Origin of the sequence: Shinella granuli (genome assembly GCF_004341885.1) — a bacterium.
Taxonomy (GTDB): Bacteria; Pseudomonadota; Alphaproteobacteria; order Rhizobiales; family Rhizobiaceae; genus Shinella; species Shinella granuli.
The window spans coordinates 231,668-256,339 of sequence record NZ_SLVX01000007.1 but is presented as its reverse complement, the minus strand read 5'-3'; the positions used below and the strand labels follow the sequence as shown (position 1 = coordinate 256,339).

Sequence of the window (24,672 nt, the reverse complement as noted above, 5' to 3'; positions counted from 1 at the left end):
CTGGTAAAGCGAGGAGGTCGCGATGAACGCCTTCAGAGCAAGACGCGAGGCGAAAGGCCGGATCGACCTTCTGCCGCCGGAACCGAAGACGCCGGCCCGCAGGAGCGCAAGGCCGTTCCCGGCGCGCCTCGAAGTGGTCGACGCCGATTTCGTCGTCATCCGCAGCACCGCCGCCCGCACCTCCAACGACAATCATCGTCCCATCCGGCCCAAGCCGGCCGAGGCACAGCCGCATCCTCTGCCGCTTCGCATCGCCGCAGCCGGCGCCCGGCTCTGCGAGGCCGGCCTGCAACTGCTTCCGGGCCGCGCCTTCGCCGGCCTCGTCACGGCAGCGTTCATCGTCGTCTTCGCCTATGCCGGCGGCCTTTCCGCCCTCAAGGCGGCGCTTCCCACGGGCGAACCGGGCGAGACACTGCGCATCGCCGATGTCATCACCACGGTCGACGACCGCAACGGCATGAAGGTGCTCGCCGTCTATGGCCGCCTCACCAATGGCGGCGACGCCGTTGCCGCCGTCCCGCCGGTCGACATCGTCTTCGAAGGCGCGGACAAGACGCTCCGTCATCGTCTTGCGCTCGAAACCGCGACGCTCGCCCCGGGGGCCAGCGAGACCTTCGCGTTGCGCATTCCGCACAGCGGCGGAAAAGTGCCGAAAGTCTCGGTTTCGCTCGCCGCCGAGGGTGCGCCCGCCCGCTGACTGTGCTAATCGGCTCCTTTGTTTCCCGCAATTCCGCACGCAGAACCAAGAGATTTGCCGGACTTGCCCACGACCAAGGAGCCGCCTCGCGATGCAGATTGTCCGCGGAAAGAAGATCGAAACGCTCTACGACGCCGCTACGATCGCCAAGCGCAACGAAGAACTGGCGGCCGATATCGCCAGCGGCCCGACGAAGGACCTTCTCGTCATCGCCGTGCTCAAGGGCTCGTTCATCTTCGCAGCCGACCTCACCCGCGCTCTCCATGCGGCCGGCCTTGCCCCGGAAGTCGAGTTCATCACGCTGTCGAGCTATGGCGCGGGCACCGTCTCGCAGGGCGTGAAGGTCATCAAGGACATCGACAGCGACGTGCACGGCCGCGATATCCTGCTGATCGACGACATCCTCGAATCCGGCCGCACGCTCAGCTTCGCCAAGGAGCTGATGTATGAGCGCGGCGCCCGCAACGTCACGATCGCCGTGCTGCTCGACAAGCGCGAGAAGCGCAAGACCGATCTGGAGGCCGACTATGTCGGCTTCGAATGCCCGGATCATTTCGTCGTCGGCTACGGCATGGACGTCGCCTATGCCTTCCGCGAACTGCCCTTCGTCGGCGTCGTGACGGGCGACGCGGACGCCTGACACCGCCCTGACCGCAGATTCCCCCATCGGTCGTTTACCGATCGACAAGGAAAGTCTGGTCTTTTCGTTCACGGAGCGGCACCGGAGAATCGGTCTGCCGCTCGGCTTCCTGTTCCATTGCCCTCAATCGGCAGCGCTTTGGAACAAGGCCGGATGAACGGACCGAAAGGGGAACCGATGGCCAAGATCCTGATCACCGAGGACGAGGATTCGCTCCGCACCTTCGTGGCGCGGGCGCTGCGCATGGACGGCCACGAGACCGTCGAGGCGCCGGACGGTGCCGCCGGGCTCGATGCCCTGACGGAGGGCGGCTTCGATCTCCTCCTGTCCGACATCCGCATGCCCGTGATGGACGGCATCGAGCTTGCCCACAAGGCGTCCGCCGCCCATCCGGCGCTGAAGATCCTGCTGATGACCGGTTATGCCGAGCAGCGCGAGCGGGCCGACGACCTCGCCTCGAAGATCGTCGACGTGGTGAGCAAGCCCTTCAGCCTGCCGGACATCCGCCGCGCCGTGGCGACGGCGCTGGCGGCCTGACCGCGCCTCAGCGGATCCCGAGCAGCCGCTCCAGATAATCCCGTTCGAAGCCCGGCGCCGACCCGGTGCCGAGACGGCGGCGGATCTCTTCCAGGATTTCGCGCGCCCGCTGGATATCGATCTCTTCCGGAACCTTGGTCGGCCCGCCGAAATCCGGGCCTTGCCCGTTGAGGGTGCGCTCGCGGCCCAGCGGATCGCGGCCGTTGCGGCCGGCCTGCGGCATGCCTTCGCCGGGTCCCTGGCCCTGCCCCATCATGGCCTGCATCTGGCTCATCATGTTCTGCGCGCCCTGGCGCAGCGCTTCCAGCGCGCGGCCCTGGCTGCCGACGGCCGAATCGCCCTGGCCCTCGCCGAGCGCTTCCGAAGCGCCCTTCATCTCGCGGCCGGCCTGGCCAAAGCCTTCGCCGGGCTCCAGCCCCATGCCCTTCAGCGCTTCCTGGATCTCGCCGAGTTGCTTGCCCAGCGCGTCCTGCTGCTCCTGAAGCTTCTTCAGCGCCTCGCGAAGCTCATCGGCCGTCATCTGGTCTGTGGGCCGCTGGCCGGCGCCGTTGTCGCCCGGCTGCTGTTCGCCCTCCTCGCCCGGCATCGGATCGCCGCGCTGCTGGCGGTCGCGCAGCGCCTGGTCGAACTGGAAGGTCTGCTCCATCAGCTTCTGCTGCTGCTGCATCAACTGGCCGAGCTTGTCCATCTGCTGGCGCATCGCGTCGTTCTGCTGGCCTTGCTGCCCCTGCTGCGGCCGGCCGGCCTGAAGGTTGTTCATCAGGCGCTGCAGTTCGGAGAGCATCTGCTGGGCCTGGTCACGCGCGCCGGAGCGGGCGAGATTCTCGATCTGGTCCATCATGCGCTGCAAATCCTGCTGGCGCAGGATCTGGCCCTGCTGCTGGGCGTTCTGCTGCATCTGGCCATTCTTGGCCGCCTGGCGCGCAAGCTCCTCCATATAGGCCTGCATCGCCTCCCGCAGCTCCTTCATGAGCGCGGCGATCTCCTCGTCGGAGGCGTTGCGCTCCAGCGCCTCGGAGAGCGCCTTCTGCGCCTCGCGCAGCCGGCGGTCGGCCAGCGACAGGTTGCCGTCCTCGATGCCGAGGGCGATTTCCCAGAGATAGTCCGCCGTCTCGCGCATCTGGTCATCCGAGCGGGAAAGCTTCATGCGCGCATTGGCCGATTGCAGCAGCAGGTAATGCGTGAGGTTGGGGATCGTCTCTTCCGGCCGGATCGTCAGCGCCTCATTGAGCGCAATCGCATGCGGAAGCTGGTTGGCATCGAGCGCGAAGACCTGCCGCTGCTCTGCGACGGCCGCGGCGAGCGGCTCGAAGAAGGTCTTGGCCGGCAGGATCATCTCGACCGGCTGGCTGCGCCCCTCCTGCCCGGCGGCATCCTTGGCGACGAGCGTGATCTTCACCCGCTTGCCGGCAAGCGGGTGTTCGGAGAGGTTGCGGCTCGTCGTGCCCTTGGCATCGCGCGCGGCGCGGCGCGGCAGGTCGAGCCTATATTCCGGCAGCGGATAGAGCGGGCGCGCATCCTTCGGCTGTTCGACCGGCACGATCTCCGCATGGGCTTCCTGGATGCCGTAATCGTCCTTGGCGATGAAGCTGATCTCCAGCGCCGAGGCGACGGTCTTCTTCGGGATGCCGTCGAAGGCGATCTCCGGCACGCGATCCGGAATGACCGCAAAGGTCCAGGTCTGGCCCGCGACCGAGAGCGTGCCGTCCTTCAGGATCTTGTAGCGCATGGTCTTGGCGCCATTGGCCACCGCGACCGGCACCCTGGCTTCGGCCTTCGCACCCTCGGCCTTCTCGTCCTTCGGCTTGTCCGCCTCGGGGCGGATGGCCGTGGCCGCGGCTTCCCCGGTCACCTGATAGCTCACCGGTTCATCGCCGCTGCCGCCGGTGACGCGCACGGTCAATTCGCTGAACTGCGGAATGCGGATCTCGTCCTTGTCGGCCTCGCCCGGCTGGCCCTGCGTGTTGCCGGTGAGGAAGACGGGCGCGCGCGCGGTATGCGCCGGCGGCGTCACCCAGGCATCGATGCGCACGTCCGGCGCGGTTTCGGCGGGTGCGCGAACGGTAACCACATCCGTCAGAAGCCCGCCGCGGTTGGAATAGGAGAAGGCAAAGGCGATGGCGACGAGGAGGAGCGGCACGGCACGCAAGGCATGGCGGTCATGGCGGGCGATGTCCGGCTCCGGCGTGCCCGTCCTCAGCGCGCCGATCATCCGCGCCATGCGCGCCTGGTGCTCGTGCCACAGCGCTTCGGCAACGGCACCGCCGCCGGCCGGCCGGTCGTCCTGCACGCGGATCGCCTGGTGGGCGAGCGCATTGCGCGCCTCCAGCATGCGATAGGCCCTGTCGGTCGACGGCCAGTCGATGCCGCGCAGGCGGACGAGCAGGCCGACAAGGCCGAGCGCGAAGGCGGCGAGCGTCGCAAGATGCAGCCAGGCCGGCACATGGCGGAAATAGCCGAACCAGGTGAGCGCCAGGAAAGCGGCGACAAGAAGCAGGATCGGCAGCACCCGCGGGGCGAGCGCTTCCAGATAGAGAATGGCCTGGGCGGCAAGGCGTTTTCCCGCAAGCCGGCGGGCCACCGGATTGCCGGTCGCCTCCTTCTCGCGTTGTCCTCGCGTGTCAATCGCCATCGGTTGCCGCTCTCCGCTGCAGGTTGTCACCGCTAAAAGATAACATGCTTTGTGGCGAAGACGAGGGCACGCGCAAAATCGTGATCGCGCGGGCGGCCGGTTTTAGCGCTTCCGGGGTCAGACGAGCCAGTCCGGCACCGAATCGAGACCGATCAGGTCATCATAGGTAAGCCGCGGCCGCACGACGTGGAACCGGGACCCGTTGACCAGCACTTCCGGCACAAGCAGGCGGCTGTTGTAGGTGCCGGCCTGCACGGCGCCATAGGCGCCGGCGGAGCCGACGGCGATGAGGTCGCCGGGCTTCGGCTGCGCCATTTCGCGGTCCTGCGCCAGATAGTCGCCGGTCTCGCAGACCGGGCCTACCACGTCCGCCCGGATGCGCGGCGCACTGGCGGCGGAGATGACGACCGGCTGGATCTCGTGCCAGGCCTCGTAGAGCGTCGGGCGGATGAGATCGTTCATCGCCGCATCGACGATGACGAAGGTTTTTTCACCGCCATCCTTCACATAGATGACCTCGGTGACGAGGATGCCGGCATTGCCGACGATCAGCCGGCCGGGCTCGGTGACGATCTTGCAGTCCAGCCCCTTGAGCTGGTTCTTGACGATCTCGGCATAGGCATCCGGCAACGGCGGCGGCGCATTGTCCGTCTTGTAGGGAATGCCGAGCCCGCCGCCGACATCGACGTGATCGATGGTGTGACCGTCGGCGCGCAGCGTGTCGACGAGTTCGCGCAAGAGCTTGAAGGCGTCCTCGAAGGGCTGCAGCTCGGTGATCTGGCTGCCGATATGCATGTCGATGCCGGTCACCTTGATGCCCGGCAGGCTGGCGGCACGGGCATAGACGGCGCGGGCGCGCTCCCAGGAGATGCCGAACTTGTTTTCCTTCTTGCCCGTCGAGATCTTGGCATGCGTGCGGGCATCGACGTCGGGATTGATGCGGAAGGAGACGTGCGCCACCTTGCCGGCCTTCACGGCGCGCGCGTTCAGCACCTCCAGTTCCGGCTCGGATTCGACGTTGAAGCAGTAGATGCCGGCCTCAAGCGCCAGATCCATCTCGCGCGGCGTCTTGCCGACGCCGGAGAACATGATGCGCGAGGCGGGAACACCGGCGGCCAGCGCCCGGCGCAGCTCGCCCTCCGAGACCACGTCGATGCCGGCGCCGAGCCGGGCGAGCGTCTTCAGCACCGCCTGGTTCGAATTCGCCTTCATGGCATAGCACACCATGGCATCGACGCCGTCGAAGGCCTTGGAGAAGACCTTGTAGTGGCGCTCCAGCGTCGCCGTCGAATAGACGTAGAAGGGCGTGCCGACGGCCTTGGCGATTTCGGGAATCGGCACGTCCTCCGCATGGAGGATGCCGTCGCGATGCTCGAAATGGTTCACAGTGCTGATCCTTCAGAGAAGGGGGTCGAGAATGAAGGGCTTGTCTTCGACCTGCTCGACCTTCTTGCCGTCGACGGTTTTGTAGACCGGCTGCGCGCCGCCCGGCAGGTCGAGATCGCCCTTGCGGCCGCAGCCGGCAAGAACCGCTGCCGAAAGGCCGAGCACGAAAGCCAGCCTGCCGATATCGATGCGTGTCATAAGCGTTCCCTGGAAATGCCGGTGATCGAGTGGGCACCATCCTTAGCGAATTCGCCCGCCCTTGTGCACCCTGATTCTGTTCATGAGTCCTGCAAGCGGCCGGATCAGTTCCGCTGCCGCCACCAGGCGATCTGCTTGCGCACCTCCAGGGGCGCGGTGCCCCCGAAACTCTTGCGGCTCGCAACCGAGGCCTCGACCGTCAGGACGTTGAAGATGTCGGCGGTGATGGCAGCGTGGATCGCCTGCAGCTCCTCAAGTGACAGGTCGGCGAGGTCGCAGCCCTTGCTCTCGGCCAGCGCCACGGCGCGGCCCGTCACATGGTGGGCGTCGCGGAAGGGAAGCCCCGCCTCGCGCACCAGCCAGTCGGCAAGGTCGGTGGCGGTGGAATAGCCGGACCCGGCCGCCGCCTTCATCCTGTCGGTGCGGATCGTCATGTCACGCACCATGCCGGTCATCGCGGCAATCGCCAGCTCGATGCTCTCGGCCGCGTCGAAGACCTGTTCCTTGTCTTCCTGCATGTCCTTGGAATAGGCGAGCGGCAGGCCTTTCATGACCGTCAGGAGCGCGATCAGCGAGCCGTTTATGCGGCCGGTCTTGGCGCGCACAAGCTCGGCGGCATCCGGGTTCTTCTTCTGCGGCATGATGGAGGAGCCTGTGGAGAAGGCATCCGACAGGCGGATGAAGCCGAATTGCGGCGTCGACCAGATGACGATCTCCTCGGCAAGGCGCGACAGGTGAACGCCGGCGATCGCGGCGATCGACAGGAATTCGAGGGCGAAATCGCGGTCCGACACGGTATCGATGGAGTTGCGGGTCGGCTCGCGGAAGCCGAGCGCCTTCGCCGTCATGTGCCGGTCGATATTGTAGCCCGTGCCGGCGAGCGCGGCGGCACCGATCGGGCTTTCGTCTAGATGCTCGATGGCGTGGCGCACGCGCTGGCGGTCGCGGCCGAACATCTCGACATAGGCCATGCAATGGTGGCCGAAGGTCACCGGCTGAGCGGTCTGCAGGTGGGTGAAGCCCGGCATGACGGTCTCGGCGTGCTCCTCGGCACGATCGAGGAAGGCCGCGATGAGACCCGCCAGCGCCGTCTCCGTCTTCTGCAGCTCTTCCTTCACCCAGAGGCGGAAGTCGAGCGCCACCTGGTCGTTGCGCGAGCGGGCGGTGTGCAGGCGGCCGGCCGCGGGGCCGATCAGCGTCGCCAGCCGCGCCTCGACATTCATGTGGATGTCTTCCAGCCGGCGGGAGAACTCGAAACTGCCGCTTTCGATCTCCGACAGGATCGTGTCGAGACCGTGAACGATCTTTTCCTTATCGTCCGCCGAAATAATGCCCTGATGGGCGAGCATCTCGGCATGCGCCTTTGAGCCGCGGATGTCCTGGGCATAAAGCTTCTTGTCGAAGCCGATGGAGGCATTTATCTCCTCCATGATCGCATCCGGTCCCGAGGCGAAACGGCCGCCCCACATCTGGTTCGAGGATTTCGTCTCGGAAGTGCCGTCAGCCATGGGTCCCGTCCTGGAGAATGAAATGACAGTGAAGAAGAAACTCGGCCTGCCGGCAGGAAAGCTCATCGCCATTGCCGGGCTCGCCGGACTTCTCGCCGGTGGTGCTGCGATATACGTGAAGGAAAGCCTGTCTGGCAATGGCGCGGTCGCTTCCGCCGATCCCGCCGCCTGCGCGGCCGCCGCGGCGAAGGCCGAGGCCCTGACGCCCTTTTCCAGGGGCCAGGTCGCCGCCATGCGCACGGTGGACGAGCACCGCCCGCTGCCCGATCTCGTCTTCGACGGCCCCGACGGCAAGAAGAAGACGATCGCCGATTTTTCCGGCAAGACGCTGCTCGTCAACCTCTGGGCCACCTGGTGCGTGCCCTGCCGCGAGGAAATGCCGGCGCTCAACGCGCTCGAAAAGGAGCTCGGCAGCGACAGGTTCGAGGTCGTGGCGATCAACATCGACACCGGCGACGACGAGAAGCCGAAGGCCTTCCTCACCGAGACGGGCGTCAACGAACTCGGCTACTACCGCGATGCCTCGATGGGCGTCTTCAACACGCTGAAGAAGGAGGGCCTCGCCTTCGGCCTGCCCGTCACCCTGCTGATGGACGACAAGGGCTGCCTGATCTCGGCCATGAACGGCCCCGCCGCCTGGGACAGCGACGACGCCAAGGCGCTGATCAACGCCGCGCTGGCGGCGCCGGGAACTTAAGCGCGGGCCTCTTGTCGATTCCCCCTTGAGAGGGAGATGGCCGGCATTGCAGAAGGGGGTTACGCCGCCGAATAGGCGCGCGGCCGTCGGATGTCGAGGAACCCCGCTTCGCCCTTGCGGTGGGGGAATTCCGGCGCCGTGTCGAACTCGACCGGCTGGCCGCTGCCCGTCAGCGCCAGCACGCGGCGCGAATCCGGCCGGTCGATGACCCGCACGATCCTCGCGGCGATGCCGTGCCCGTCCTCGCGCCAGGTGACGTCGGCCGGGCGGAACAGGATCTGGCCGCTGCCATCCGCCACGCCGCCCGCCTCGAAGGCCACGTCGCCGACATAGGCCTTGCCACCGCGGATATCGGCATCAAGCCGGTTCGCATCGCCGAGGAAGTTCATCACGAAGGCATCGGCCGGATTGCGGCACACCGCCTCGGGCGTGCCCTCCTGCACGATCTTGCCCTTGTTCAGGATGACGACCCGGTCGGCAAGGTCCAGCGCCTCCTCCTGGTCGTGCGTGACGAAGAGCGTGGTGATGCCCAGTTCGTCATGAATTTTCCGAAGCCAGCGGCGCAGGTCCCGCCGCACATTGGCGTCGAGCGCGCCGAAAGGCTCGTCGAGCAGCAGCACGCGCGGATCGACGGCGAGCGCCCGGGCGAGCGCCACGCGCTGGCGCTGGCCGCCGGAGATCTGGCCGGGAAAGCGGTCCTTGAGGCCGCCGAGCTGCACGAGATCGAGCAGTTCGGCAACACGTCTGGTGATCGCCTCGGGCGAACGCCTGACCTTGGAGACCTTCATGCCGAAGGCGATGTTCTCGCCGACGGTCATGTGCGGGAAGAGGGCATAGTGCTGGAAGACGAAACCGACGCCGCGCTCGCGCACCGGAATGTCGGTCGCATTCTCCTCGCCGAAATAGATCGCGCCGCCATCGGCATATTCGAGGCCGGCGACCATGCGCAGGATCGTCGTCTTGCCGGAGCCGGACGGGCCGAGCAGCGCGACCAGCTCGCCGCTTTCGATATCGAGCGACACGCCGTGCACGGCGCGAAAGGTCTGGAACTCCTTGACCACATTGTCGAGGCGGATCTTCACGGCTTTACCTCCGGAGTGATGCTGTCGGCGCCGGCCAGTTGAGAGGGGCGCTGGACGCGGCCCGCGCCCTGCCGCTCCAGCGCCACCTTGGCGATGAGCGTGACGATGGCAAGGCCGGCGAGGATGGATGCGGCGGCAAAGGAGCCGGCCGCGTTGTAGTCGTGGTAGAGCAGCTCGATATGCAGCGGCAGCGTGTTCGTCTGACCGCGGATATTGCCCGAGACGACGGAGACGGCACCGAACTCGCCCATCACGCGCGAATTGCAGAGCACGACGCCGTAGAGCAGCGCCCACTTGATGTTCGGCAACGTGACGGAGACGAAGGTGCGCCAGCCGCTCGCCCCCAGCGACGTCGCCGCCTCCTCCAGATCGCGCCCCTGCGCCTGCATCAGCGGGATCAGTTCGCGCGCCACGAAGGGCGCCGTCACGAACATGCTGGCCAGCACGATGCCCGGCAGCGCGAAGAGGATCTTGATCTCCGCCGATTGCAGCGCCGGGCCGAACAGGCCCTGCAGGCCGTAGACGAAGAGATAGGAGACGCCCGCCACGATGGGCGACACGGAGAACGGCAGCTCGATGACGACGGTGAGCAGCCGCTTGCCCCGGAAATCGTGCTTGGTGATGGCCCAGGCCGCCGCAACGCCGAAGGCCGTGTTGACCGGCACCGCGATCAGCGCCGTGACGACCGTCAGCAGGATCGCGTGCCGCGTATCCGGATCGGCGATCGAGGCGGCAAAATAGCCGACGCCCCGCGAGAAGGCCTCGACGGCGATGACGACGAGCGGCGCGACGATCATCAGCGCGACCAGCACGAGCACGAAGGCGAGAAGCGTGCGGCGGAAGACCGGATTGTCGCCGACGCGGGGCGGCTTGCCCTTTCCAGGATGCGCCATGCTCAGCCCCTTGCCGTGTAGCGCAGGGCCCGGGCCTGCATGAGATTGGTGACCGCCAGCATGACGAAGGCCGTCAGCAGCATGACGGAGGCGATCGCGGCGGAGGCCGGGTAGTCGTATTCCTCCAGCCGGATGAAGGCGAGCAGCGCCGTGATCTCCGTGGAGAACGGCTGGTTGCCTGCGATGAAGATGATGGCGCCGAACTCGCCGAGGCTGCGGGCGAAGGAGAGCGAGACACCGGCCAGAAGCGCTGGCGCCAGGAGCGGCAGGATGACGCCGGTGAAGATCGACAGGTCGCTCGCCCCCAGCGTCTGCCCCGCCTCTTCCAGCGCCGGATCCAGCTCCTCCAGCACCGGCTGCACCGTGCGCACGATGAAGGGGATGCTGGTGAAGCTCATGGCGACCATGATGCCGAGCGGCGTATAGGCGACCTTGATGCCGAGAAGCGAAAGCGGCCCGCCGAACCAGCCGTTGGTGGCGAAAAGCGTGGTGAGCGCGATGCCCGCGACGGCCGTCGGCAGCGCGAAGGGCAGATCGACAAGCGCATCGACCAGCCGGCGGCCGGGAAAGCGGTAGCGCACCAGAACCCAGGCGAGCGACAGGCCGAAGACGAGATTGAACGCGGTGGCCGCCAGCGCGCAGAGCACCGTGACGCGGTAACTGGCGACGGCGCGGTCCGACGAGACGATGCGCCAGTAATCCTCCGGCCCGAGGCTCGCCGCCTTGAAGACGAGCGCGGCCAGCGGCAGCACGACGATGATCGCCACATAGACGAGGGTGATGCCGAGTGCGAGCGGCAATCCGGGCAGTACACGCCGTCTCAAGAGGCGCTTCCTTTCTCAGGCAATGTCATGAAAAGCGTGAAACGCTGTTTCCGCCGGGAACCGCGCGGACACCTTTCATGCCACAACCGGCGGACTTGCGGCCGCCGGTTGCGATAAATCGAAGGTCGATGGATCAGCGGCTGCCGTAGATCTTGTCCAGCGTGCCGCCTTCGGCGAAGTGCTCCTCGGAGATCTTCTTCCAGCCGCCGAAGACATCGTCGACATTCACGAGGCGGATCTGCGGGAACTGGTCCTTGAACTCGGCGGCGACCGTCTCGTCAAGGACGCGGTGGCCGAATTCGGCGGCGATCTTCTGGCCTTCCGGCGCATAGAGGAAGTCGAGATAGGACTTTGCAAGATCCCGGCTGCCCTTGGCGTCGGCCACCTTGTCGACGATGGCGACCGGGAATTCGGCGAGCAGCGAGACGGAGGGCACGATGTTCTCGAACTTGTCCTCGCCATACTGCTTGGCGATCGACTTGGTCTCCGCCTCGAAGGTGATGATGACATCGCCGATCTCGCGCTCGACGAAGGTCGTCGTCGCCGCGCGCCCGCCCGTGTCGAAGACCGGCACGTTGTCGAAGATCTTGGTGACGAATGCCTCGACCTTGACCGGGTCGTTGTCGAACGCCTCCTTGGCATAGGCGGTCGCGGCGAGATAGGTGTAGCGCGCGTTGCCCGAGGTCTTCGGGTTCGGGAAGATGACCTTCACGTCGTCACGGGCAAGGTCGGACCAGTCCTTGATGTTCTTCGGATTGCCGGCGCGAACGAGGAAGGACGGGAAGGAGTAGAAGGGCGAGGCGCCGTTCGGGAACTTCTGCTGCCAGTCTTCCGCAACGAAGCCGTTCTTCACGAGGAAGTCGATGTCCGTCACCTGGTTGAAGGTGACCACGTCGGCCTCGAGGCCCTCGACGATGGCGCGCGCCTGCTTGGAGGTGCCGCCATGCGACTGGTCGACGGTGACGCCCGGATGCGCCTTCACGAAGGCCTCGTTCTCGGCGGCGAAAAGCTCGCGCGCCACGTCATAGGAGGCATTGAGCAGCTTGTCGGCGGCCTGCGCGGAGAACGGAGCGGCGAGGCCGAGGAGAGCCACGCCGAGAAGGAGCAAACGTTTCATCTGAAAAACCCCGAATGGAACCTGAATTCGGGCAGACAATAGCGACCGGCCGGCCTCGATCCGAGGCATGGCCTGCCGCGGCGCCTGCGGCAGGCGAAACATTTTTCCCTGAAAGGCCGGGCTCGGGGAATGTCCCGCTGCTCAGCGTGTCGGGACCGGGACGTCGCCGCGATAATCGTAGAAGCCGCGGCCGGACTTGCGGCCGAGCCAGCCGGCCTCGACATACTTCACCAGCAGCGGGCACGGACGATATTTCGAGTCGGCGAGCCCGTCATGCAGGACCTGCATGATCGACAGGCAGGTATCGAGGCCGATGAAATCGGCGAGCTGCAGCGGGCCCATCGGATGGTTGGCGCCGAGCTTCATGGCGGTATCGATGGCCTCCACCGAGCCGACGCCCTCATAGAGCGTGTAGATCGCCTCGTTGATCATCGGCAGCAGGATGCGGTTGACGATGAAGGCCGGGAAATCCTCCGCGACGGTGATCGTCTTGTCGAGCTTGGCGACGAATTCCTTGGCGGCGGCGAACGTGCCTTCCTCGGTCGCGATGCCGCGCACGAGCTCGACCAGCTTCATGACCGGGACCGGGTTCATGAAGTGGATGCCCATGAAGCGCTCCGGCCGGTCGGTTGCGGAGGCAAGCCGCGTGATCGACAGCGAGGACGTGTTGGTCGCAAGGATCGCTTCCGGCTTCAGCACGGAACAGACCTGGCCGTAGATCTTGCGCTTGACGGTCTCGTCCTCGGTCGCCGCCTCGATGACGAGATCGGCGTCGGAGAGGTCGTTGATGTCGGCGGAGCCCTTGATCAGGGCGAGCGCGCTCTTGCGCTCCTCGTCGGTCATCTTGCCGGAGGAAACCTGGCGGGCGAGGTTGCCGTTGATCGTGGCGAGCCCGGTCTCGATGCGCTCCGGCGACAGGTCGTAGATATGGACCTTGTATCCGGCCATGGCAGAGACGTGCGCGATCCCGCATCCCATCTGGCCCGCACCGACAATACCGACGTTCTTGATCATAGCGCCAATCGCCCCATCACAGCGTCTGCGCCCCTACGCGCAGGCAGAAAAACACCGGGCCGGTCGAGCCGGCCCGGTGAAGTGATAAAGCGCCGCGACGCATTTTTCCAGTGAAATCATCGTCGCAAAAACCAGGCCGAAGCCGGCTCAAAGCGCCTTTTCGAGTTCCGGGAGGGCCTCGAAGAGGTCTGCGACGAGGCCGTAGTCTGCGACCTGGAAGATCGGCGCCTCCTCGTCCTTGTTGATCGCGACGATCACCTTCGAGTCCTTCATGCCGGCAAGGTGCTGGATCGCGCCCGAGATGCCGCAGGCGATGTAGAGCTGCGGGGCGACGACCTTGCCCGTCTGCCCGACCTGCCAGTCGTTCGGCGCGTAGCCCGCATCGACGGCAGCGCGGCTTGCGCCGACAGCCGCCCCCAGCTTGTCGGCAACCGGAAGGATGACTTCCTGGAACTTCTCCGACGAGCCGAGCGCACGGCCGCCCGAGATGATGATCTTCGCGGACGTCAGCTCCGGACGATCGGAGGACGACAGCGCGTCCTGGACGTGGGTCGAGAGGCCCGGATCGGCAGCGGCCGGAACGGTCTCCACCGAGGCGCTGCCGCCTTCGGGGGCAGCGGCGAAGGAGGCCGTGCGCACGGTGATCACCTTCCTGGCGTCGGTGGACTGGACCGTCTGGATGGCATTGCCGGCATAGATCGGACGCTTGAACGTGTCAGGGCTGACGACCTCGACGATTTCCGAGACCTGCGCCACGTCGAGAAGGGCGGCGACGCGCGGCAGCACGTTCTTGCCGACCGACGTCGCAGCCGAGACGATCGCATCGTAGTTGCCCGAAAGCGAGACGATGAGGGCGGCCAGCGGCTCGGCAAGGTTGTTGGCAAGGCTGGCGTCGTCGGCGACGAGCACCTTGGATACGCCCGACAGCTTTGCCGCCTGTTCGGCCGCAGCCTTGGCATTGCTGCCGGCGACGAGCACATGCACGTCGGAACCGATCTTCGATGCCGCCGTCAGCGCTTTTGCCGTCTGGTCGGAAAGGTGGGCGTTGTCGTGATCTGCCAGAAGAAGAATGGCCATGGTTTAGTTCTCCCTTTCCGTTCTCAGAGCACGCCGGCTTCGGTCTTGAGCTTCTCGACCAGCTCGGCGACCGACTTGACCTTGACGCCAGCCTTGCGGCCGGACGGCTCCTCGGTCTTCAGCACTTTCAGGCGCGGGGCGGTATCGACGCCGAAGTCGGCCGGCGTCTTCTTGTCGAGCGGCTTCTTCTTCGCCTTCATGATGTTCGGCAGCGAGGCATAGCGCGGTTCGTTGAGGCGAAGATCGGTCGTGACGACGGCCGGAAGCTTCACGTCGATCGTCTGGAGACCGCCGTCGACTTCGCGGGTGACCTGGGCCGAGCCGTTACCGATCTCGACCTTGGAGGCGAAGGTCGCCTGCGCCCAGCCGAGCAGGGCCGACAGCATCTGGCCGGTCTGGTTGCTGTCGTCGTCGATCGCCTGCTTGCCGACGATGACGAGGCCGGGCTGTTCGGCCTCGGTGACGCCCTTGAGGATCTTGGCGACGGCGAGCGGCTCGACGGCATCGTCCGTCTCGACCAGCACGGCGCGGTCGGCGCCCATGGCGAGCGCGGTGCGCAGCGTCTCTTCGGCCTTCGCAGGACCGATGGAGACGACGACGACCTCCTCGGCCTTGCCGGCTTCCTTCAGGCGCAGCGCCTCTTCCACGGAGATTTCGTCGAACGGGTTCATCGACATCTTCACGTTGGCAAGCTCGACGCCCGAGCCGTCCGCCTTCACGCGGATCTTAACGTTGTAGTCTACGACCCGCTTTACAGGGACCAGGATCTTCATGGCTTCCTTCCTTCAAATGCCCGCGAGGGAAAATGCGCCTTTCAAAGGCGCCCTGATTGTCGGTTGGCGACATCGATACGCGTTTTTTTCCCAATTACAATGCGCCACGACCCCTCCCGGCGTGAAAACGGGCAGGTTATAAATTACCTTTACGTTCACGTCAATTTTCCCATCACGGCACGCTCATCGTCCCCAATGGGTCGGCCGCGCGGAGGGGCGCGCGGCCGTCTCCTCGGTGGCGACGGGCGTCGCCTCGACATGCCGCACCGCCTTCGGCGTGACGATCGTCCGGTCGAACAGCGGCACGCCCCGCCGCCGCAGCACGAGCACGAGAAGCCCGCCCGCGAGGATGCCGCCGACATGGGCACCCCAGGAAACGCCGCTGTCGCTGTCGACCACCAGCATGTAGAACTGCTGGGCGATCCAGAAGGCGAGCGGAATGACCGCCGGCAGCGGCAGGGGAATGCGGAAGAACACCAGCACCCAGACGCGCACCTTCGGATGCAGCAGGAAATAGGCCGCCACCACGCCGGAGATCGCCCCCGAGGCGCCGATCAGCGGCGCCTCCGAATCCGGCTGCACGAGGCCGTGCACCAGCGCGCCGGCCGCCGCGCAGAGCAGGTAGAAAAGGAGGAAGCGGACATGGCCGAGCGCATCCTCGACATTGTCGCCGAACACCCAGAGGAACAGCATGTTCGAGGCGAGATGCATGAAATCGCCGTGCAGGAACGCATAGGTGATATAGGTCGCATCCTCCGGCACCAGCACGAGGCTCGGCTCCAGGTCGGCGAAATCGAAGACGACCGCGGGGATATAGCCGAGGCCGACCACCGTCGCATCGGAAAAGGCCTGCGTCGAGGCAAGTCCGGTCACCAGCCAGACCGCGACATTGATCGCGATCAGGCTGATCGTGACATACTGCACCTTGATGTATTTGAGGGCGTTCGCGTCGTGCAGCGGTATGAACATGAATCCCCTTCCCCAAGGCGTCTGGAAGCGAGCTTACCTGTTCTTGCCCGGAACCCACAATATGTCCGTACGCCCCTTGTCGTTGACCCAGCGCGCGGCAACGAAGAGGAAATCGGAGAGCCGGTTGATATAGGCCGCGGCGGCAGCCGAGACCGCTTCGCCCTCGATATCCTGCAGGGCGACGATGCGCCGCTCCGCCCGGCGCGCGACGGTGCGTGCAAGATGCAGCGCAGCCGCAGCGGGCACGCCACCCGGCAGGACGAAGGAGCGCAGCGGCTGAAGATCGGCATTGAGCAGGTCGATTTCCCGCTCCAGCCGCTCCACCTGGACCTGCGCGATACGCAGAGGCTCGTAGTCGAGCTTCCTGCCGGTCTCCGGCGTCGCGAGGTCCGCGCCGAGATCGAAGAGATCGTTCTGGATGCGCACCAGCATCGCGTCGAGTTCGGGATGATCGGCAAGATGCTGGCGCACCAGGCCGATGCAGGAATTGGCCTCGTCCACCTCGCCATAGGATTCGACGCGCAGGTCATGCTTCTTGCGGCGCGGCCCGGCGACGAGGCCGGTCGTGCCGTCGTCGCCCGTGCGCGTGTAGATCTTGTTGAGCTTGACCATGTTCCCCTCAGCGCCCGCCGCCCGTGATCCAGAGCGTCAGCATGATGAGGACGATCGCGATCGCCTGCAAGAGCACGCGAAGCTGCATCAGCTTGTTCGACGTGTTGCCGCTGCCGCCCCTGGCCATGTTGACGAGACCGCGCACCAGCACGATGGCGACGAGGCCCATGACGAGCAGGGTCATGAAGGTGAGGAAGGAAGACATGCAACGATCCGATTTGATTTCCGTCAGCCCTATTCACATAGGGCATTTCGCGCAAAGTGCACGCTTTTTGCAGGCTGAAACCCTGCGACGCCGCGCCGCGTCAGCCGAGCCTGCCGATGATCCGGTAGAAGAGCGCCGCCGGCAGCAGCTTTTTCAGGAGCACGCCCTGCTTGGCCGGCGTCGTCACGACATAGTGCGGCCGGGGCGTTTTCGCCGTCAGCGCGTGGCGCAGCACCGCATGCACCGCCTCGGGGCCGAGCTTTCCGCGCGCGGGCTTTGCCTCACCGCGCAGCCGCTGCAACTGGCGGCGATACTCGTCCGCATGCACGGAATTTTCGAGGTCGATGTTCCGCTCGATATGCGTCAGCGCATTGGCCGTGAAGCGCGAGGCGATCGGCCCCGGCTCGATGAGACTGACATGTATGCCCGAACCCGCAAGCTCCATGCGCAACGTCAGCGACAGGGCCTCGAGCGCGAATTTCGAGGCATTGTAGGCGCCGCGCCAGCGATAGGGCACGATGCCGAGGATCGACGAGCACTGCACGATGCGCCCAGAACCCTGCCGGCGCATGACGGGGATCACCCGCCGCGTCAGGTCGTGCCAGCCGAAGACATTGGTCTCGAACTGCATCCGCAGCGCCTCGACCGGCAGGTCCTCGACGGCACCGGCCTGGCCATAGGCGCCGTTGTTGAAGAGCGCATCCAGCCGGCCGCTAGTGCGCGCCAGCACCGTCTCGACAAGCGCGGCGATCGTGTCGGGCTTCGTATAATCCATCAGAAGCGCCTCGATGCCGTCGGCCTCAAGGCTCGCGAGATCCTCCTGCCGGCGCACCGTCGCGAAGACCCGCCAGCCCTCCGCCTTCAGCGCCCGGGCGCAATGGGCGCCGATGCCCGAGGAGCATCCCGTGACGATGATGCTCGGCGGCGTTGTGGCATTTGAAGAAGGCATGGCGGTTTCCTGTACAAATCCGTTCGTGTTTCCCATATTCACCACCAGCGCGCCGCATGTCGTTCCCGATGCGCGGGCGCGTGACAGACCATTGAATCCGGGTCCCCCCTGAACCGATCCCGATGTAAGGGGTTATACCCGGGCAGACAATGCAAGAGACGGCCGGAGACGGCCGCGAGGGACGAGATTGCCGATGCCGACCGCCATCCGCCTTGCCTACAAGGTCGTCTTCGATGCGATCTGGCACTTTTCCGAAGACGACGGCTGGGCGATGGCAAGCCATGTCGCGCTGTCGACGCTGCTGGCCATCTTCCCCTTCCTGATCTTCGGCACCGCGCTCGGCTCCTTCCTCGGCGCCGACCAGTTCGCCGAAACCGCCGTGCACCTCATCTTCGATACCTGGCCGGAATCGATCGCCGCGCCGATCTCGCGCGAGGTGGTGGCGGTGCTCACGATTCCGCGCGGCGGCCTGCTGACGGTCTCCGTGCTCGCCGCCGCCTATTTCGCCTCGAACGGCGTGGAGGCGCTGCGCGTCTCGCTCAACCGCGCCTACCGGGTGGCCGAGACACGCTACTGGTACGTCACGCGCCTTGCCAGCCTCGGCTTCGTCATCGCCGGCGTGCTGGCGCTGGCGATCCTCAGCATCGTGCTCGTGGCAGCGCCCCTTGCGGTGCGGGCAACGGGCGATTGGCTGCCCTGGCTCACCTATGTCTATTCCTGGGTGGAAAGCTGGGGGCTCTTCGGCACCGTCCTGGTGCTGCTCGTCGGCCTCCTGATAGCCCATCTCTGGCTGCCCGCCGGCCGGCGCAAGATCGCCGACGTGCTGCCCGGCATCCTGGTGACGCTGATCGCCTGGGGCATCGGCGCCTATGCCTTCGCCTCCTACCTCGCCACCTTCGCCAACTACGTCTCGACCTATGCCGGCCTCGCCTCGATCATGATCGCGCTGGTCTTTCTCTACATCGTCGGGGCGATCTTCATCATCGGCGCGGAAATCAACGCGGCGCTGATGAAGTACCGGGTGAAGCACGTGATCCTCGACCGGATCCGCGGCGTGCGCAAGCAGCCGCAACCCGAGGAGGATTCAATGGAGGACGAAGCCATAGCCCGCGAGCAGGGCGCGAATGCCGGCAGGTGACACGCCCCTTTCCCGGTAGGCGGCAAGGCCGGTATCCTCGTTGCTCTTGGAAAGCTTTCGCCCGTCCGGCCCCGGCACCAGCCCATGGTGACGATAGCAAGGCGCCGGCAGGCCGAGCAGGCTTTGCAGCAGGCGGTGCAAGGCCGTCGCATGAAACAGATCCTGCCCGCGCACCACGTCGGTGATGCCCTGTGCCGCATCGTCGAGCACCACGGCAAGGTGGTAGCTCGCCGGCGCATCCGGGCGGGACAGGATGACGTCGCCCCAGCGCTCCGGCCGCGCCACGACGGCGCCCGTCTCACCGTCCGGCCCCTCGCCCGCCTCCGACCAGGTGAGCGCCTCCGGCACGAGCGCCAGCGCCTTCTCCATGTCGAGCCGCCAGGCATGCCGCCGCCCCGCCGCGATCCAGCCGAGCGCCAGGTTCCGGTCGAGCGAGCGCTCTTCCGTCGGATAGAGCGGCGCCCCGTCCGGATCACGCAGCCAGGTTCCACCTGCAGCCTCCTGCGCCAGAACCCGCGCCTTCACCTCTCCGCGGCTGAGGAAACCCGGATAGAGCACGCCCATCGCCGTGAGGCGCTCCAGCGCCGCGCCGTAGAAGGCAAGATGCTCCGACTGGCGCCGCACCGGCTTTTCCCAGTCAAGGCCCAGCCAGGCGAGATCGCGATAGATCGCCTGCTCGAATTCGGGTCGCGAGCGGGCGGGGTCGATGTCTTCCATGCGCAGCAGGAACCGCCCGCCGCAGGCCGCGGCAAGCTCGTGGTTGAGCATCGCCGAAAGCGCATGACCGAGATGCAGGAGGCCATTCGGGCTGGGTGCGAACCGGAAGACACGATTTTTTGACAAAGCGGTGTGCATGAGGTCTTCTGGCATGAAGAGGCGCGTTACGCCAATAAAGCATGCCGCACAAAGGTGCGCAGCGGTTTTGCGACAACGGCATGCGGAAAATCAGGGACCTGAGGCGCAAGGGTTGCCGTGGCAGCAAGGGTCGAGGCCACTCGGGAAAATGCAGTTGCACATGATCAGGACGGATGCGGATGTCGCGGCGGGTCTCGTCGATCTCGCCCTGCTCGACGCGCGTCTTTTCACCGTCATCGACAAGGCCGGCCCCGTGCCGCTGCGGCGCCTTTCGCCCGGCTATCGCGGCCTTGCCGGCATCATCGTCGCACAGATGGTCTCGCGCGCCAGCGCCGATGCCATCTGGCACCGGCTCGAGGAGGCGGCCGGCGACATCACCCCCCACCACATCCTCGCCCTGTCCGACGAGGACTGTCGCACGGTGGGTCTGTCGCGCGCCAAGGCGGAGACGCTGCGCCGCGCCGCCGAGGTGGTCGATCGCGGCGAACTCGACCTCGACGCCGTCTGCCGCATGGAAGCGGCGGCGGCCACGCGGCGGCTGACCGCCATCAAGGGCATCGGCCGCTGGACGGCGGATGTCTACCTGCTCTTTTGCGGCGGCCATCCGGATATCTTCCCATCCGGCGATATCGCGCTGCAGAATGCGGTCGCCCATGCGCTCGGCCTTGCCGTGCGCCCGAGCCCGCAGGAACTCGACCGGATCGCGGAGGGCTGGTCGCCCTGGCGCGGCGTCTCGGCCCGGCTGTTCTGGGCCTATTATTCGCGGGAGATGCGACGCGAGGCGGCGCCGGTGCTCGAAGGCTGAGCCTTCGCGAAATAGCTTGTTTTCGCTTTTCCTTTCCCGCTTCACAATGCTGTAACAACGGGCCTAATATAGAAGGGCAGATGCCGAATCGATCAGGAGAAGCCCTTGACGATTTCTGTTTCACCACAGGCCCTGCCAGCCCTTGTACTGAATGCTGACTACAGGCCGCTGAGTTATTACCCCTTGTCGCTCTGGTCCTGGCAGGACGCGATCAAGGCCGTGTTTCTAGACCGTGTAAACATCATCGCCGAATACGACCATTCGGTATCGTCCCCGAGTTTCACGATGCGCCTGCCGAGCGTCGTGTGCCTGAAAACATACGTGCAGCCGTCACGCCACCCGGCCTTCACCCGGTTCAACGTGTTCCTGCGCGACAAGTTCGAATGCCAGTACTGCGGGTCGCCGGACGACCTGACCTTCGACCATGTCATCCCGCGCGCCCATGGCGGCGAGACGACATGGTGCAACGTGGTCGCGGCCTGCTCCCCGTGCAATTTGAGAAAAGGCAGCAAGCTGCCGAAGCAGGCGGGCATGCACCCGCATCAGAAGCCCTACCATCCGACGGTTCAGGATCTGCACAACAACGGGCGACTGTTTCCACCCAACTATCTGCACGAAAGCTGGATGGACTATCTCTACTGGGACGTCGAACTGCAGCCCTGATGCCGGAACCGCAGAAACGCCAGGCGTTTTTGCGGCACCCATAGGCATTTGCGACCGGGTTGCGGGGATATCAGGCTTTCGCCGACCGCACGCCCGAGAAGGCGATCGCGGCGAGGATGAGGCTTGCGATCACATTCCAGCCGGCGAAGGACAGGCCGAGGAAACGGAAGGACGCTTGCGTGCAGGACGGCCCGTGCTTGGCGTTGAGGTCGGCGAGGAGATCGCCGGCATTCTGCGTGACGCCCTGCGCCGAGGTCGCGCAGGTCGCAGGCCCCTCCCAGAAACCCCACTCCACGCCCGCATGATAGACGCCCATGCCGGCGCCGACGAGCATCATGATGCCTGCGACAGCGAGCAGCAGCCGCGTCAGCCAGGCCGGGCCGCCGAAAAGCGCCGACAGCAGCGCGGCGATCGCGACCGGAATGCCGTAATAATAGGGATCGCGCTGCAACAGGCAGAGCGCGCAGGGAATGTAGCCGCCGATATGCTCGAAGCCGAGCGCCCCACCCACGGTCGCCGCCATGCCGAGCGTCAGGAGACCTGCGGAAATCCTGCGGGAAAGGTCGAGAGGTGCGGTCATCAGCATCATCCAATCGGGCCGGCGAGGATGCCGACGAAACGGCGCCGAGTTCTATCAGGTGAGGCGGCGTTGTAAATCACCCGCACAAACAAGTGATCGTCCACGCAAGGGGGATTTGCCGGTTGCCGCCCACGGATGCTTCGTGTAAACGGCGATGGCTGCAAGTGCCGTGCCCCATTGGCGGAACTGGTAGACGCGCTCGACTCAAAATCGAGTTCCGAAAGGAGTGCTGGTTCGATTCCGGCATGGGGCACCAACAGCGAAAACCGCGTGGTTTTTCCTTGTTTTTTGGGCTTTCTTCGCCCGTCAGGGAAGCACAGTCCTTATTTCTGGACACTTTTGTTCTCGGTTTCGTCCTCACCCGCATCCTCCTCGTCTAGCCGGCCGATGAGGTCTATTGCTGCCTTGGCGAGTCGTTTTTGCTCGGCTGCTTTCGTGTAGCGGATGGCTTCTTTTGAGGTTACGTGGCCGGTGAGCGACGCCCGGTGGCGCCATGAACGCCGCAATGCGGGAGACCCGCCGCTTAGCGCTCAATGCGCCGTCCCCTTGCGTCCGGCCATTCCGTCTTCGACGTGACCGTCTATCGCATTCATTGCCTCGTCCGCAGCCTTGATTGCCTCAGCTTGGCTGGCCTTGGCGCGCTCTTCCGCCGCAGTCTGTTCCGCAGCGGTGCGGGGCGCGTGTCCGCCCTGGGCACGCTCTCCGATCACAAGCCAGGAATCGACTGTCAGGATGGCCAGCACAATGGCACCAACGATGATGGCGATGAGCCCGAGGAAAATCCGCAACGTTCAGCTACCCTGGAGCAATTCCAGCAAAAGTGCGAAGCGGTTCTGCGTCTGGAATTGCGTTAAAACAAAAAATTAGAGCGTTTTCGCGGCTCGAAGAAAAGCGGAAATGCTCCGATACGTCGTCCTCTTCCGTCTGGCGATGGGTTCGGCGTTCACGCTTCTCCCATATGATCGCGCATCATCTTACTCCATGCCGACCTGGCGCCGTGTGATCATCGTCGGCATCGCCACCCATACCAGATCCTCCTCCCGTTCCACCGCCCATTCCCATACCGCCGCCGCCTCCGCGGCCCCCTTCCTTCCCGCGCTCCCCTTTGGCGCGGCCTCCCCCAGATGAGGGGCGTGCAGGGCCTTGCATCGGGATGGCCACGTCGGCCGGAACCGGATCGAGATCGAGCGCCTCACGGATGAAGGCGCGAAGTGACACGACGAGATCTTGGGTATGCACTGGCCGGCCGGCAACGAGTTCTCGCGCCGCCTTTTCCGCAAGTCTAACCTGCTCTTCGGTCCCAAGAAGCATGATATCGGAAAGAGCCGCCTCGACATCATCCCTGATGCGGCGGCTACGTTCCGAACTGGCGATTATGCCCTCGGCCGGAAATTCCGCAGTTTCCGGCTCGCTCATCGGCGCCGAGCGCTGGCGCAGGTCGCGCAGATGGGTGGGATTGACGGCAAGGTTGCCCGTGAATGAGCCGCCTAACGTCTTGTAGGCGGCAATGAGGGTTTTCAGGCGCTCGTTGATCTGGCGGTTCACCCGTTCCCTGCGCTGCTGGATGGTGAACATCATGATCAGGCGGATGCCTATGCTGATCAGGGTGAAGAGAGCGAGCCCGATCAATGTCACAAGGACGCTGTGCCATGAACTGAAGTCGAGGTTACGCAACACGTCAGATAGCCTCCGCGGCCCGGCACAGCTTGAAGGTGAAGTCGATCCTTTGGCTCATGGCAACCCAATCGAGAGACCGATTGCGAGCATGGCACCAAGCAGCAAACCAACGGCCAGCCAGCGGCGAGGAGAAGAGTGGAAGGCTCTCAATTCCCCGCCTTTCTCAGCAGGGCGGCGATCTCCAGCCCCACCCGTTCACAGACCGGAAAGCGGTCCGCCTCGTCTGACGGCGCGGTCGCTTTCAATTCCTCGATGAGGTCGAGAATGTCGGCCGACCGCATGCGCTCGCCTTTGGCCTGGGCGACATACAGGTATTTCATCCAGTATTGCGTGGCCCAGAGTTCAAGCTGGAGGGCGTCGATGTCGGCCTTAGTGCTCATGCCCGTGCCGTCCTCACGCCTGTCGTAGCGGTTTTCTGGTTTCTTCGTCATCAGGCAACCTGCCACGCGTCCTCAAAGAGTCAAGAATGAAGCATCGTTTAGGTCGCACGAGGAAGGGCACGTCCTGCGAGATCGATCTGCCGCATTCGTCGCTGCACTGAAGAAGGAGAGGCCGCCAAAGGTTGCCTGTAACACGTCTAGCCCTTCAAAAAATTTGCTTTTTAGCAGGAACAAATTTTGCACGGCCGCATTTACGCGATGCAACGACAGACACCCCCGGATGTGGTTGCGGAGGGGGACCCGAGAGCGATGTGCACGCTCTTGGGTCTCAACCATTTGGGGGCAAGGCCGTCGATGTCGAGCGACGCCCGTCTTCCTTCAGCGACAAAGAACAAATAGGCTCACCCTGCGTTTCCCTGCGGAAGCCGAGCAAGAGGAGTGCGACATGGTCTTCAAGGAAGGTACGTTCAAGGGCGAACCGCCCGAGCATTTCGACGGACCCCACCCGGCCTGGCTGGAGACGAAGGTGGCGGACGCATTGTCCGTCGCCGGCGACGTGGACGCCTCCGACATCACCGTGACCTGCAAGGGCACACGGATCATCCTTTCCGGCAGCGTCGGCTCCGCCGAGGAGGCGGAACGGGCAACGACGGTCGCCGCCGCGATCAAGGAAGTCAGCGAGGTGGACAACCGCCTCTCCTGGCTCTGACTTCAGCGAAAAGCCGCCATTGCCGGCGGCCCCTCCGGAATGCTAGGTGCAATGC

At 65.2% G+C, this 24,672-nt stretch carries 28 protein-coding genes and 1 tRNA gene; 9 read left to right on the top strand and 20 right to left on the bottom strand.

Features of this window, described 5'->3' with window-relative positions; genetic code table 11:
- The first annotated feature begins 22 nt into the window (after nt 1-22).
- The 3 genes from EV665_RS14330 (at nt 23) to EV665_RS14320 (ending at nt 1,874) form a co-directional block, all read left to right on the top strand.
- Nucleotides 23-697, top strand: coding sequence for a hypothetical protein (locus EV665_RS14330; RefSeq protein WP_133034582.1), 675 nt, complete (start codon nt 23-25; stop codon nt 695-697).
- Between the two features lie 91 nt (nt 698-788).
- Nucleotides 789-1,337, top strand: coding sequence for a hypoxanthine phosphoribosyltransferase (hpt, locus tag EV665_RS14325; protein ID WP_133034581.1), 549 nt, complete (start codon nt 789-791; stop codon nt 1,335-1,337).
- Nucleotides 1,338-1,514: 177 nt separating this feature from the next.
- Nucleotides 1,515-1,874 (top strand): response regulator, encoded by a 360-nt coding sequence (locus tag EV665_RS14320; protein WP_064331584.1) that lies wholly within the window; start codon nt 1,515-1,517, stop codon nt 1,872-1,874.
- A gap of 7 nt (nt 1,875-1,881) precedes the next feature.
- Here EV665_RS14320 and EV665_RS14315 read toward each other — a convergent pair whose 3' ends face one another.
- The 4 genes from EV665_RS14315 to argH all read right to left on the bottom strand — a co-directional run bounded on the left by EV665_RS14315 (nt 1,882) and on the right by argH (nt 7,598).
- Nucleotides 1,882-4,506: a TIGR02302 family protein gene (locus EV665_RS14315; protein WP_133034580.1), complete on the bottom strand. Its 2,625-nt coding sequence runs from the start codon at nt 4,504-4,506 to the stop codon at nt 1,882-1,884.
- Nucleotides 4,507-4,623: 117 nt separating this feature from the next.
- Complete coding sequence (gene lysA, locus EV665_RS14310) at nt 4,624-5,892, bottom strand: diaminopimelate decarboxylase (RefSeq protein WP_064331586.1); 1,269 nt, start codon at nt 5,890-5,892, stop codon at nt 4,624-4,626.
- A 12-nt stretch (nt 5,893-5,904) separates the two neighbouring features.
- A complete protein-coding gene (gene lptM, locus EV665_RS14305; protein WP_064331587.1) occupies nt 5,905-6,090 on the bottom strand; it encodes an LPS translocon maturation chaperone LptM in 186 nt (61 codons plus the stop codon).
- Between the two features lie 104 nt (nt 6,091-6,194).
- On the bottom strand, nt 6,195-7,598 hold the full coding sequence (gene argH, locus EV665_RS14300) for an argininosuccinate lyase (RefSeq protein WP_133034579.1): 1,404 nt from the start codon (nt 7,596-7,598) through the stop codon (nt 6,195-6,197).
- Nucleotides 7,599-7,620: 22 nt separating this feature from the next.
- On the opposite strand from argH, the gene tlpA reads away from it, so the two are divergent.
- Nucleotides 7,621-8,295, top strand: a complete 675-nt coding sequence (tlpA, locus tag EV665_RS14295) for a thiol:disulfide interchange protein TlpA (protein ID WP_064331589.1) — start codon at nt 7,621-7,623, stop codon at nt 8,293-8,295.
- Nucleotides 8,296-8,354: 59 nt separating this feature from the next.
- Here tlpA and EV665_RS14290 read toward each other — a convergent pair whose 3' ends face one another.
- From EV665_RS14290 to EV665_RS14240, 11 genes are all read right to left on the bottom strand, one after another.
- Nucleotides 8,355-9,377: a sulfate/molybdate ABC transporter ATP-binding protein gene (locus EV665_RS14290; RefSeq protein ID WP_133034578.1), complete on the bottom strand. Its 1,023-nt coding sequence runs from the start codon at nt 9,375-9,377 to the stop codon at nt 8,355-8,357.
- Nucleotides 9,374-10,270, bottom strand: a complete 897-nt coding sequence (cysW, locus tag EV665_RS14285) for a sulfate ABC transporter permease subunit CysW (RefSeq protein WP_064331591.1) — start codon at nt 10,268-10,270, stop codon at nt 9,374-9,376. Before cysW ends, EV665_RS14290 begins: the two co-directional genes overlap by 4 nt.
- Nucleotides 10,271-10,272: 2 nt before the next feature.
- Nucleotides 10,273-11,094 (bottom strand): sulfate ABC transporter permease subunit CysT, encoded by an 822-nt coding sequence (gene cysT / locus EV665_RS14280; protein ID WP_064331592.1) that lies wholly within the window; start codon nt 11,092-11,094, stop codon nt 10,273-10,275.
- Nucleotides 11,095-11,227: 133 nt separating this feature from the next.
- The gene (cysP, locus tag EV665_RS14275; RefSeq protein ID WP_064331593.1) at nt 11,228-12,211 is read right to left on the bottom strand and encodes a thiosulfate ABC transporter substrate-binding protein CysP; all 984 of its coding nucleotides are present in this window, start codon (nt 12,209-12,211) and stop codon (nt 11,228-11,230) included.
- Nucleotides 12,212-12,352: 141 nt separating this feature from the next.
- On the bottom strand, nt 12,353-13,225 hold the full coding sequence (locus tag EV665_RS14270; protein ID WP_064331594.1) for a 3-hydroxybutyryl-CoA dehydrogenase: 873 nt from the start codon (nt 13,223-13,225) through the stop codon (nt 12,353-12,355).
- A 147-nt stretch (nt 13,226-13,372) separates the two neighbouring features.
- Complete coding sequence (locus EV665_RS14265; protein ID WP_133034577.1) at nt 13,373-14,302, bottom strand: electron transfer flavoprotein subunit alpha/FixB family protein; 930 nt, start codon at nt 14,300-14,302, stop codon at nt 13,373-13,375.
- Nucleotides 14,303-14,325: 23 nt separating this feature from the next.
- A complete protein-coding gene (locus tag EV665_RS14260; protein WP_133034576.1) occupies nt 14,326-15,075 on the bottom strand; it encodes an electron transfer flavoprotein subunit beta/FixA family protein in 750 nt (249 codons plus the stop codon).
- Nucleotides 15,076-15,258: 183 nt separating this feature from the next.
- Nucleotides 15,259-16,044: a rhomboid family intramembrane serine protease gene (locus tag EV665_RS14255; protein ID WP_133034575.1), complete on the bottom strand. Its 786-nt coding sequence runs from the start codon at nt 16,042-16,044 to the stop codon at nt 15,259-15,261.
- Between the two features lie 33 nt (nt 16,045-16,077).
- On the bottom strand, nt 16,078-16,656 hold the full coding sequence (locus EV665_RS14250) for a cob(I)yrinic acid a,c-diamide adenosyltransferase (protein WP_133034574.1): 579 nt from the start codon (nt 16,654-16,656) through the stop codon (nt 16,078-16,080).
- 7 nt (nt 16,657-16,663) lie between these two features.
- Complete coding sequence (locus EV665_RS14245; protein ID WP_064331598.1) at nt 16,664-16,861, bottom strand: twin transmembrane helix small protein; 198 nt, start codon at nt 16,859-16,861, stop codon at nt 16,664-16,666.
- A 100-nt stretch (nt 16,862-16,961) separates the two neighbouring features.
- On the bottom strand, nt 16,962-17,810 hold the full coding sequence (locus EV665_RS14240) for an SDR family oxidoreductase (protein ID WP_133034573.1): 849 nt from the start codon (nt 17,808-17,810) through the stop codon (nt 16,962-16,964).
- Nucleotides 17,811-18,003: 193 nt separating this feature from the next.
- Here EV665_RS14240 and EV665_RS14235 point away from each other — a divergent pair, with 193 nt between their 5' ends.
- On the top strand, nt 18,004-18,948 hold the full coding sequence (locus tag EV665_RS14235; protein WP_064331600.1) for a YihY/virulence factor BrkB family protein: 945 nt from the start codon (nt 18,004-18,006) through the stop codon (nt 18,946-18,948).
- On the opposite strand, the gene gluQRS is transcribed toward EV665_RS14235, so the two are convergent.
- Entirely contained in the window at nt 18,895-19,803 is a 909-nt protein-coding gene (gene gluQRS, locus EV665_RS14230) for a tRNA glutamyl-Q(34) synthetase GluQRS (RefSeq protein ID WP_245507717.1), read from the bottom strand. The genes EV665_RS14235 and gluQRS overlap by 54 nt on opposite strands.
- Nucleotides 19,804-19,957: 154 nt before the next feature.
- On the opposite strand from gluQRS, the gene EV665_RS14225 reads away from it, so the two are divergent.
- Both EV665_RS14225 and EV665_RS14220 read left to right on the top strand, forming a co-directional pair.
- On the top strand, nt 19,958-20,608 hold the full coding sequence (locus EV665_RS14225; RefSeq protein ID WP_064331602.1) for a DNA-3-methyladenine glycosylase family protein: 651 nt from the start codon (nt 19,958-19,960) through the stop codon (nt 20,606-20,608).
- A gap of 105 nt (nt 20,609-20,713) precedes the next feature.
- A complete protein-coding gene (locus tag EV665_RS14220) occupies nt 20,714-21,271 on the top strand; it encodes an HNH endonuclease (protein WP_064331603.1) in 558 nt (185 codons plus the stop codon).
- A 70-nt stretch (nt 21,272-21,341) separates the two neighbouring features.
- On the opposite strand, the gene EV665_RS14215 is transcribed toward EV665_RS14220, so the two are convergent.
- Nucleotides 21,342-21,857: a disulfide bond formation protein B gene (locus EV665_RS14215; RefSeq protein ID WP_380686154.1), complete on the bottom strand. Its 516-nt coding sequence runs from the start codon at nt 21,855-21,857 to the stop codon at nt 21,342-21,344.
- Nucleotides 21,858-22,022: 165 nt separating this feature from the next.
- On the opposite strand from EV665_RS14215, the gene EV665_RS14210 reads away from it, so the two are divergent.
- A tRNA-Leu gene (locus EV665_RS14210) sits at nt 22,023-22,107 on the top strand.
- Nucleotides 22,108-22,381: 274 nt separating this feature from the next.
- On the opposite strand, the gene EV665_RS14205 is transcribed toward EV665_RS14210, so the two are convergent.
- The 3 genes from EV665_RS14205 to EV665_RS14195 all read right to left on the bottom strand — a co-directional run bounded on the left by EV665_RS14205 (nt 22,382) and on the right by EV665_RS14195 (nt 23,959).
- Nucleotides 22,382-22,639 carry a hypothetical protein gene (locus tag EV665_RS14205; RefSeq protein WP_133034570.1) on the bottom strand — a complete coding sequence of 86 codons (258 nt, stop codon included), beginning with the start codon at nt 22,637-22,639 and terminating at the stop codon, nt 22,382-22,384.
- 181 nt (nt 22,640-22,820) lie between these two features.
- Entirely contained in the window at nt 22,821-23,528 is a 708-nt protein-coding gene (locus EV665_RS14200; RefSeq protein WP_210234634.1) for a hypothetical protein, read from the bottom strand.
- A 146-nt stretch (nt 23,529-23,674) separates the two neighbouring features.
- A complete protein-coding gene (locus tag EV665_RS14195; protein ID WP_064331702.1) occupies nt 23,675-23,959 on the bottom strand; it encodes a hypothetical protein in 285 nt (94 codons plus the stop codon).
- A gap of 394 nt (nt 23,960-24,353) precedes the next feature.
- Between EV665_RS14195 and EV665_RS14190 the strand changes: the two genes are divergently transcribed.
- Nucleotides 24,354-24,617 carry a BON domain-containing protein gene (locus EV665_RS14190; protein ID WP_064331703.1) on the top strand — a complete coding sequence of 88 codons (264 nt, stop codon included), beginning with the start codon at nt 24,354-24,356 and terminating at the stop codon, nt 24,615-24,617.
- The last annotated feature ends 55 nt before the right edge of the window (nt 24,618-24,672 follow it).